This is a genomic window from Nocardia sp. 852002-20019_SCH5090214, assembly GCF_001665865.1.
Taxonomy (GTDB): Bacteria; Actinomycetota; Actinomycetes; order Mycobacteriales; family Mycobacteriaceae; genus Nocardia; species Nocardia nova.
Map to the genome: position 1 here is coordinate 86,830 of NZ_LZMK01000340.1, position 9,488 is coordinate 96,317.

Consider the following 9,488-nt stretch of genomic DNA (forward strand, 5'->3'; position numbering starts at 1 on the left):
CTGGGTGATCGCTGCTCGTCACCGATTTCGACTCCGTATCCGTTGTCGCCGAAATACGACGATTGCCAATGATTAGCGATTACGGTGCCAGTGTTCGTGTGACGGGGTGAGGCGATCGCGCGGGACGCCGCGATCCGGGCGAGAGGCGGGCAGATGGCACGTACCGCACGCGGGGACGGCGCGGCCCTGGATTCCGAAGTGACGGCGGCGCTGATTCGCAGTAGGCGGTTCTTCACCCGCGCCACCGTCTCCGCGGATCTGCGTACCGAATACGTGCGCGGCGGCCGCCAGGCCGACGAGTTCTATCGCGAACGCTGGGCCCACGACAAGGTGGTGCGCTCCACGCACGGCGTCAACTGCACCGGATCCTGTTCGTGGAAGGTGTATGTCAAGGACGGCATCATCACCTGGGAAACGCAGGCCACCGACTATCCGTCCGTCGGTCCCGACCGCCCCGAGTACGAGCCCCGCGGCTGCCCGCGCGGTGCGGCGTTCTCCTGGTACACCTATTCACCCACCCGCATCCGCTACCCGTACATCCGCGGTGTGCTGCTCGAAATGTATCGAGAAGCCAAGGCGCGCACCGGCGATCCGGTCACCGCCTGGGAATCGATCGTCTCCGACCCGGAGGCGGCGCGGCGCTACAAGAGCGCCCGCGGCCGCGGCGGACTGGTCCGCGCCGGCTGGGAGGAGGCGGTCGAGTTGGTGGCCGCCGCCCATGTGCACACCATCAAAACCTTCGGACCCGACCGGGTCGCGGGATTTTCGCCGATTCCCGCGATGTCGATGGTGTCGTTCGCGGCCGGTTCGCGGTTCATCTCGCTGATCGGCGGGTCGATGCTGTCGTTCTACGACTTCTACGCCGATCTGCCCGTCGCCTCCCCGCAGGTCTTCGGCGACCAGACCGATGTGCCCGAGTCCGGAGACTGGTGGGACGCGGGCTACCTCATGATGTGGGGTTCGAACGTCCCGGTGACCCGCACCCCGGATGCGCACTGGATGACCGAGGCGCGCTATCGCGGCCAGAAGGTGATCGCGATCGCGCCCGACTACGCCGACAACGTCAAATTCGCCGACGAATGGCTCGCCCCGCATCCGGGCACCGACGCCGCGCTGGCCATGGCGATGGGCCATGTGATCCTGCGGGAGTTCTTCGTCGACGGGCAGGTGCCGTATTTCGAGGACTACGTGCGCCGGTTCACCGATCTGCCGTTCCTGGTGCGGCTGGAGGAACGCGACGGCGTGCACCGCCCCGGCAAATTCCTCACCGCCGCCGATCTCGACGACTTCGCCCGCACCGAACACGCCGAATTCAAGACCGTCCTGCTGGACCGGCAGGGAAATCCGGTGGTGCCCAACGGATCTCTCGGATTCCGCTACGGCGCCGAAGGCACCGGACGCTGGAATCTGGAGTTGGGCGGTGTGGAGCCGGCGCTGTCGGCCGCCGGCGACAGGGCGGTGGTGGTGGAACTGCCTCGCTTCGACACCGCCAACGGCGCCGCCGCCGTCGTGCGACGAGGCGTTCCGGTGCGCACGGTCGGCGGCCATCTCGTCACCACGGTGTTCGATCTGATGCTGGCCCGCTACGGCGTGCGGCGCGAGGGCCTGCCCGGGGAGTGGCCCACCGGCTACGACGACGCCGCCCATCCCGGAACACCGGCGTGGCAGGAGACGATCACCGGGGTGCCGGCCGACGCCGCGGCTCGCATCGGCCGCGAATTCGCCGCGAATGCCGAACAGACCCAGGGCCGTTCGATGATCATCCTCGGCGCCGGCACCAACCACTGGTTCCACTCCGACACCATGTATCGCACCTTCCTGGCGCTCACCACACTGACCGGCTGCCAGGGGCGCAACGGGGGCGGCTGGGCGCACTACGTGGGCCAGGAGAAGTGCCGGCCCGTCACGGGCTGGGCGACCGTGGCCAACGCGACCGACTGGACTCGCCCGCCGCGGCACATGAACCAGACCGTCTACTGGTACCTGCACACCGATCAGTTCCGCTACGACCCGTTCGCCGCCGACACCCTCACCACGACCACCGGTCCGGGCGATCTGTCCGGGCGTAGCACCGCCGACCTCATCGCGCAGGCGGCCCGCATGGGCTGGACACCGTCCTATCCGACCTTCGACCGCAACCCCCTCGATCTGGCCGACGAGGCCGAACGAGCGGGCCGCGCACCCGCGGACCATATCGTCGACCAATTGACCTCGGGCAAACTGCGATTCGCCTGCGAGGATCCCGACGCTCCGGCGAACTTCCCGCGCGTGCTGTCGATCTGGCGATCCAATCTGCTCGGCTCCTCCGCCAAGGGCAACGAATATTTTCTGCGTCATCTGCTCGGTGCGGACGCCTCGCTGCGCGCCGCGCAAGCCCCGCCGGAGGCGCGCCCGCGCGACGTGGTGTGGCACGAGCAGGCACCGGCCGGGAAACTGGATCTGCTGCTGACCCTGGATTTCCGGATGACCAGCACCACCATGTACTCCGATGTGGTGCTGCCGGCCGCGACCTGGTACGAGAAATACGATCTGTCCTCCACCGATATGCACCCGTTCGTGCATTCGTTCAGCCCGGCGATCGCACCGCCGTGGCAGACCCGCACCGACTGGGACGCCTTCCTGAGCATCGGCGCCGAATTCAGCCGCCTGGCGCGGCGTCACCTCGGGGTGCGCACCGATATCGTCGCGACACCCCTGCTGCACGACACCCCCGACGAACTCGCCACCCCGCACGGTGCGGTGCGGGACTGGAAAACCGGTGCGTGCCAACCCGTTCCGGGTCTGACGATGCCGCGACTGACCGTCGTCGAACGCGACTACGGGGCGGTGCGCGCGAAAATGGGCGCGCTGGGGCCGCTGGTCGACCGGCTCGGCGCGGCCACCAAAGGCGTCACCTTCGACGTGGGCCAGGAGGTGTCGGACCTGGCGGCGCGCAACGGCATCGTGCGCGGCGGACCGGCCGCCGGGCACCCCAGCCTCGAACGCGATATCGACGCCTGCGAGGCGATCCTGGCGTTGTCCGGCACCACCAACGGACGGCTCGCGGTGCAGGGCTTTCGCACCCTCGAGCAGCGCACCGGGACCCCGCTGGCCGATCTGGCCGCCGAACACGCGGGCAAGCGCATCACCTTCGCCGACACCCAGGTCGCGCCGGTGCCGGTGATCACCTCACCGGAATGGTCGGGATCCGAAAGCGGCGGGCGGCGATATTCGCCGTTCACCGTCAATGTCGAACGCGCGAAACCGTGGCACACCCTCACCGGACGCCAGCATTTCTATCTCGATCACGACTGGATGGCCGAGGTCGGCGAGCAAATGCCGGTCTTCCGGCCGCCGCTGGACATGTCGGCCCTGTTCGATGAACCCGGACTGGGGGAGCAGGGAGAGCGCGGATTGTCGCTGCGTTATCTGACTCCCCATTCGAAGTGGTCCATTCACTCCGAATATCAGGACAACCTGTTGATGCTGAGCCTGTCGCGCGGCGGTCCGACGATCTGGATCTCCGATCGCGACGCGGCGAAACTCGGTGTGCGCGACAACGAGTGGATCGAGGCGGTCAACCGCAACGGCGTCGTGGTGGCCCGCGCCGTCGTCTCGCATCGCATGCCGGAAGGCACGGTCTACATGCATCACGCGCAGGACCGATTGATCGATGTACCGCTGGCCGAAACTTCCGGCAAGCGTGGCGGCATCCACAATTCGCTCACCAGGCTGCTGATCAAGCCCACCCATCTCATCGGCGGCTATGCGCAATTGTCCTTCGCGTTCAACTATCTCGGCCCGACCGGCAATCAACGCGACGAGGTGACCGTGATCCGCCGCCGCGGCCAGGAGGTGACCTACCGATGAGGCCCATGGCGCAACTGGCGATGGTGATGAATCTCGACAAATGCATCGGCTGCCACACCTGCTCGGTGACCTGCAAACAAACCTGGACCAACCGTGCCGGAGTCGAATACGTCTGGTTCAACAACGTGGAAACCCGCCCGGGACAGGGGTATCCGCGCACCTACGAGAATCAGAGCCGCTGGAAGGGAGGCTGGGTTCTCGACCGCAAGGGCCGGTTGCGGCTGCGGCGCGGCGGCCGCATGCGGACACTGTTCACGATCTTCGACAATCCGACCCTGCCCGAACTGTCCGACTACTACGAGCCGTGGACCTACGACTACGACACGCTGACCACCGCTCCGTTGCAACGCCATCCGCCGGTGGCGCGGCCGCGTTCGCTGATCACCGGCCGCGATACCGCCATCACCTGGTCGGCCAACTGGGACGACAATCTGGCCGGCGCCCCCGAACTCGCGGCGGCCGACCCGCTGCTGGAAAAGGTCGGCGACAAGGTCAGATTCGAGTTCGAGCAGACCTTCATGTTCTATCTGCCGCGCATCTGCGAACACTGCCTCAACCCGGCTTGTATGGCGGCCTGTCCGTCGGGGGCGATCTACAAGCGCGCCGAGGACGGCATCGTGCTGGTCGATCAGGACCGCTGCCGCGGCTGGCGCATGTGCGTGTCGGGATGCCCGTACAAGAAGGTGTATTTCAACCACCGCACCGGCAAGGCGGAGAAGTGCACCTTCTGTTTCCCGCGGCTCGAGGTCGGCCTGCCGACGGTGTGCGCGGAAACCTGTGTGGGGCGGCTGCGCTATATCGGCGTGCTGCTCTACGACGCCGATACCGTCACCGATATCGCGGCCACCCCCGACGAACGCGACCTGTACGCCGCACAACGCGACGCCTTTCTCGATCCGTTCGATCCGCAGGTGATCGCGGCATGTGAACGCGCCGGAATTCCGCGCGACTGGGTGCAGGCCGCGCAACGTTCCCCGGTGTATGCGCTGATCCGCGCCTATCGGGTCGCGCTGCCGCTGCATCCGGAATACCGCACGGTGCCGATGGTCTGGTACATCCCGCCGCTGTCGCCGGTGGTGGACGCGCTGCGCGATACCGGCCACGACGCTGAGGACCACGGCAACCTCTTCGCGGCGATCGAGGCCTTGCGCATCCCGGTCGACTATCTGGCGCAGCTGTTCACCGCGGGCGACACCGCGCCGGTCCAGGCGGTCCTGCGGCGCATGGCCGCGATGCGCAGCTATATGCGCGATATCAACCTCGGCCGTCCGCCGCGCCCGGAGATCGCCGCCGCCGTCGACATGTCCGAGGAACAGCTCTACGACATGTATCGGCTGCTGGCGCTCGCGAAATACGAGCAGCGCTACGTCATTCCCACGGCGCATGCCGAACAGGCGCACGGCCTCGAGGAACTGGCCACCGAATGCGATCTGGACCGCGACGGCGGCCCGGGAATGGGCGGCTGGGGTCCCTTCGGCGAGAGCTCTGGCGGCCCGACACCCGTTGCGGTGGAGAACTTCCGCATGTTGCAGGACCGCCAGACCGCCGACGCGCCCACCTCCGAACCGACCCGGGTCAACCTGCTCAACTGGGACGGACGCGGGCGGCCGGAAGGCCTGTTACCGCGGCGCCGAGGCGGGAGGCACCGCACATGACCCGCACGACGACACGCTGCGCGGCGTGGCAGATCCAATCGCTGCTGCTCGGCTATCCCGATGCGGCGCTGCTGGATTCGCTGCCGCTGCTCACCCGGGCCACGGCGGCGCTGCCGGTGGCAGTCGGCGCACCCGTGCGTCCGCTGCTGTCCCACCTCGCGAGTACTCCGCCGATGTTGCTGGGCGGCGAATACGTCGACACCTTCGACCACCGCAAACGGTTCAGTCCCTATCTCACCTATTTCTCCCACGGCGACACCCGTAAACGGGGGATGGCGTTGCTGCGCCTCAAGCAGCTCTACCGCCGCGCCGGGTGGCAACTCGACGACGCGGAACTTCCCGACCATCTGGCGGTCGTACTCGAATTCGCCGCCACCGAACCGGAAGCCGGCCTGCGGGTACTCACCGACCATCGCGCCGGTGTGGAGGTGATGCGAGCAGCCCTGCGCGAGTACGGATCCCCCTGGGCCGGGGTCCTGGATTCGGTCTCGGCCACCCTGCCGCCGCTGCGTGGCAGCGACAGCGAGGTCGTCGCCCGGCTCATCGCCGCCGGCCCGCCCGGTGAGGAGGTCGGCACCGAACCGTTCGCACCGCCCACCTACATGCCGACGCCGATCGGAGGCCGCCGATGACCGTGAGCGCGACCGATGTGCTGCTGTGGGTGGCGGTGCCGTATGCGGCGCTGGCGATCTGCGTGGTGGGGCTGATCTGGCGCTACCGCTACGACAAATTCGGCTGGACCACCCGCTCCTCACAGCTGTACGAGAACCGGCTGCTGCGGCTGGGCAGCCCGCTGTTCCACTACGGCATCGTGTTCGTCTTTCTCGGTCACGTCCTTGGCCTGGTGATCCCGCAGTCGTGGACCGAGGCGGTCGGTATCGGCGAAAACGCCTATCACATCGTGTCGTTCAGCCTCGGCTCCGTCGCCGGCATCGCGACCGTGGCCGGGCTGGCCATCCTGATCTACCGTCGCCGCACCGTCGGTTCGGTGTTCTCCGCGACCACCCGCAACGACAAGATCATGTACGTACTGCTGGGCGTGACTCTGGTGCTCGGGCTCGCCGCCACCGTCTACGGCAATGCGACCGGCAATCCGCACAACTACCGCACCGACGTCTCGCCGTGGTTCCGGTCGCTGTTCTACCTCGATCCGCACCCCGAACTGATGGCCGCGGCGCCGCTGGGCTTCCAGCTGCACGCCCTCTCGGCCTGTGCGTTGTTCGCGTTCTGGCCGTTCAGCCGGCTCGTCCACGTGTTCTCGGCGCCAGTCGGCTATCTGACGCGGCCCTATCTGGTGTATCGCAGTCGGGACGTGTCGCTCGGGGCGCACCGGCCGCCGCGCGGCTGGGAACGAGTGCAGTAGCGGGCCGGAGTGCCGCGGGATCTACGGAATCGGCGCTGCGGGATCGGTTGTGGGATCAGAGCGTGCCCGGATGCGGTCGCAGCAGCACCGGCGCACCGTGGGCGGGCACATTGGTGATGTTGCGGATGCGGCCGCGTTCATGGGTGCGCACCGGCGCCAGGGCGAATCGGCCCAGCACTTCCGACAGCACCGCCGCGCCCTCCATGAGTGAGAATCCGGCGCCGATACAGCGACGCACACCACCACCGAACGGCAGCCAGGTGTTGGCGGCCACACTGCCGTCGAGAAAGCGCTCGGGACGGAAACTTTCGGGTTCGGGATGATTGTCCGGATTCGCATGCGCCAGCACGATCGAGGTCTGCACGACGGTGCCGCGGGGCAGGGTGTACCCGCCGATCGTCGTCTCGCGCGTGAGCCGGCGCAGTGTGCCGCCGATGACCGGATGGCGGCGCATCGCCTCCTTGAGCACCGCTTCCAGATATTTGTCGTCGCCCTCGGCGGCCGCGCGGCGCGCCCGCTGCTGCACCTCGGGATGGGCGGCCAATTCGAACATCGCCCACGACAGCGCCGACGCGGTGGTTTCGTGCCCGGCCAGCAGCAGGGTCACCAACTGATCGCGCAGTTCGGCATCCGAGAGCGGCTCGTCGCCGGCCTCCGCGCCCACCGCGAGCAACCGGGCCAGCACGTCGGCGCGCTCACCGGGATCCGCCTCGTCGCGCCGGCGCGCGATCTCCTCGTAGAGCAGCGCGTCGATCGCATTCTTGTTGTCGGCGAAACGCTTCCACGGGCCGAAACGCTGCAGCCGATGCCATTTCCAGCCCAGGAAGATCAGCGGGCCGACATCGACCAGGTACCGCAGCCGCGGCGCGAGCTCGGCACGTCCGCGCTGCTCGCTGATGCCGAACACCACCTGCATGATCACATCGAGTGTCAGTTCGTTCATCCGTGGCAGCGTCACCAGCGTGGTATCCGGCTGCCACTGGTCGATGTGGTGTTTGGCGATAGCCTCGACCAGGTCGCGGTAGCCGCGCAGCGCCGAGCCGGTGAACGCCGGCATCAGCAGCCGGCGGGCTCGCGCGTGCTCGTCCTCGTCGGTGAGCAACAGCGAATGCTGTCCCATCACCGGCTCCAGCACCCGATTGCCTTCGCCGGCATGCAGATCCGCCGGGGCGCCGGCGAAGATCTCGCGGATGTGTTCCGGACGCGAGAACACCACCAGATTCTCGGCATACGGTGCGATCATGCGCATCGTGTAGACATCGCCGTAGCGGCGCGAGGCCACCCCGGCGAACCAGCCCCGCCACTTCGCGTGCAACAGCGTCTGCGCCACCCGCGGCAGCCGGGGACCCGGCGGGAACACAGTGGTCATGGGGCTACCTCCCGACGGTCCGCGGCGGTGCGAGATCCGATATCCACCCCACGGTAGCCCGGTAACCGTTACCGGACCACACATGTTCCATGAGCAGTGGGCGGCTGTCCGATAGCTGGATCGGCCGGGCCGAACCCGGGAAATTGCGCAGGGTGCACCGTCCGGGGCCATATCATCGGGGCCATGCCCACCTTCCGAGCGGCCGGACGCAGGGATGTCTTCGCTGGTGATGCCTGGCACCTGGCGTGCGCGATCGGCTGTGCGTCGATCACCGTCGGGGTGATTCTGCTCGTTTGGCCCGATAAGTCCGTTCCGGTAGCGGAACTATTGCTCGGAACGACCCTGCTGCTGACCGCCGCCTGGCAGTTCACGGTCGCCTTCCGCGCGCGCATCCGCGGCGGGCTCAAGGCGCTGGAATTCGGGACCGGGGCCCTGTCGGTGCTGCTGGCGCTGTGGTGCATGCGCAGCGGTGACTGGGTGGCGTTGCTGGCGATGTGGGTCGGCATGGGATGGATGATCCGCGGCATCGTGCAGGCGATCGTCGCGGCCTGGTCGGAGGACCTGCCGAAGCCGGGCCGGCGCGAGGGCTACGGCCTGGCCACACTGCTGGCCGGACTCCTCGTGCTGGTGTGGCCGATCGACACCGTCGCGGCCCTGTCGGTTCTGGTCGGCGTCTGCCTGATCCTGCTCGGCGCGATGGAGATCCGCATGGCCGTCCGCGTCCGCCGTCCCGAACGCGGCGGCGACCAGGTGGGGGTGCGCGGTCTGCTCGGACCGCGCGCGCAGACCCCCGTCCGGGCTGCGGATTAGGGTCGGGACATGGTTGTCGTTCACCGCACCACCCTCGCGCCCGGCAAACTAGAACTGCTCACCGCACCGTCGAGGTGTCCGCCGCCGATCCGGAAACGCCGAACGCGGTGCGCGTCAATCGGGTTCCCTCGCAGTCGGCCGTCTCCGCGCCCGGGTGGGTCCGGGTGAGCTGGACCGATGCGGAGGGCGCGCCGGCGGCGGGGGTAGTGCTGGAGGTAGCGGTGAACTGAGCGCGCATGCGTGCGGTCGGAAGGAGTCGAGGTGAGATTCGGCAGATACGGATATCGGACGGCTGCGGTGGTGGTGCTCGGCGCGACCGCCGCCACCACCCTCGCCGGTTGTGCGCAACGCGACTCCGGGACCGCACCCTCCGCGCGACCGGCCACCGAAACGCCTGCCGCGCAGTCGCCTTCGCCGCAGCCCACCTCCACACCGGGGCCCA

6 protein-coding genes and 1 pseudogene are annotated in these 9,488 nt (G+C 68.0%); 6 read left to right on the plus strand and 1 reads right to left on the minus strand.

Annotation, left to right across the window (positions count from 1 at the left end):
- The first annotated feature begins 153 nt into the window (after positions 1–153).
- Genes A5780_RS26995 through narI form a run of 4 tightly spaced genes read left to right on the plus strand, consistent with a single transcriptional unit; the run spans position 154 to position 6,867 of the window.
- Positions 154–3,849 (plus strand): nitrate reductase subunit alpha, encoded by a 3,696-nt coding sequence (locus A5780_RS26995; protein ID WP_197521882.1) that lies wholly within the window; start codon positions 154–156, stop codon positions 3,847–3,849.
- Entirely contained in the window at positions 3,846–5,504 is a 1,659-nt protein-coding gene (narH, locus tag A5780_RS27000; protein WP_064910064.1) for a nitrate reductase subunit beta, read from the plus strand. The genes A5780_RS26995 and narH overlap by 4 nt, the downstream gene beginning before the upstream one ends.
- Entirely contained in the window at positions 5,501–6,136 is a 636-nt protein-coding gene (gene narJ / locus A5780_RS27005) for a nitrate reductase molybdenum cofactor assembly chaperone (RefSeq protein ID WP_064907035.1), read from the plus strand. The genes narH and narJ overlap by 4 nt, the downstream gene beginning before the upstream one ends.
- On the plus strand, positions 6,133–6,867 hold the full coding sequence (gene narI, locus A5780_RS27010; protein WP_064910066.1) for a respiratory nitrate reductase subunit gamma: 735 nt from the start codon (positions 6,133–6,135) through the stop codon (positions 6,865–6,867). Before narJ ends, narI begins: the two co-directional genes overlap by 4 nt.
- A 55-nt stretch (positions 6,868–6,922) precedes the next feature.
- On the opposite strand, the gene A5780_RS27015 is transcribed toward narI, so the two are convergent.
- Positions 6,923–8,236, minus strand: a complete 1,314-nt coding sequence (locus tag A5780_RS27015) for a cytochrome P450 (RefSeq protein WP_064907037.1) — start codon at positions 8,234–8,236, stop codon at positions 6,923–6,925.
- A 183-nt stretch (positions 8,237–8,419) separates the two neighbouring features.
- Between A5780_RS27015 and A5780_RS27020 the strand changes: the two genes are divergently transcribed.
- Positions 8,420–9,046, plus strand: coding sequence for a DUF308 domain-containing protein (locus tag A5780_RS27020; RefSeq protein ID WP_063019012.1), 627 nt, complete (start codon positions 8,420–8,422; stop codon positions 9,044–9,046).
- A 261-nt stretch (positions 9,047–9,307) separates the two neighbouring features.
- Positions 9,308–9,488 (plus strand): annotated as a pseudogene (locus A5780_RS40335) (hypothetical protein); the annotation flags it as partial.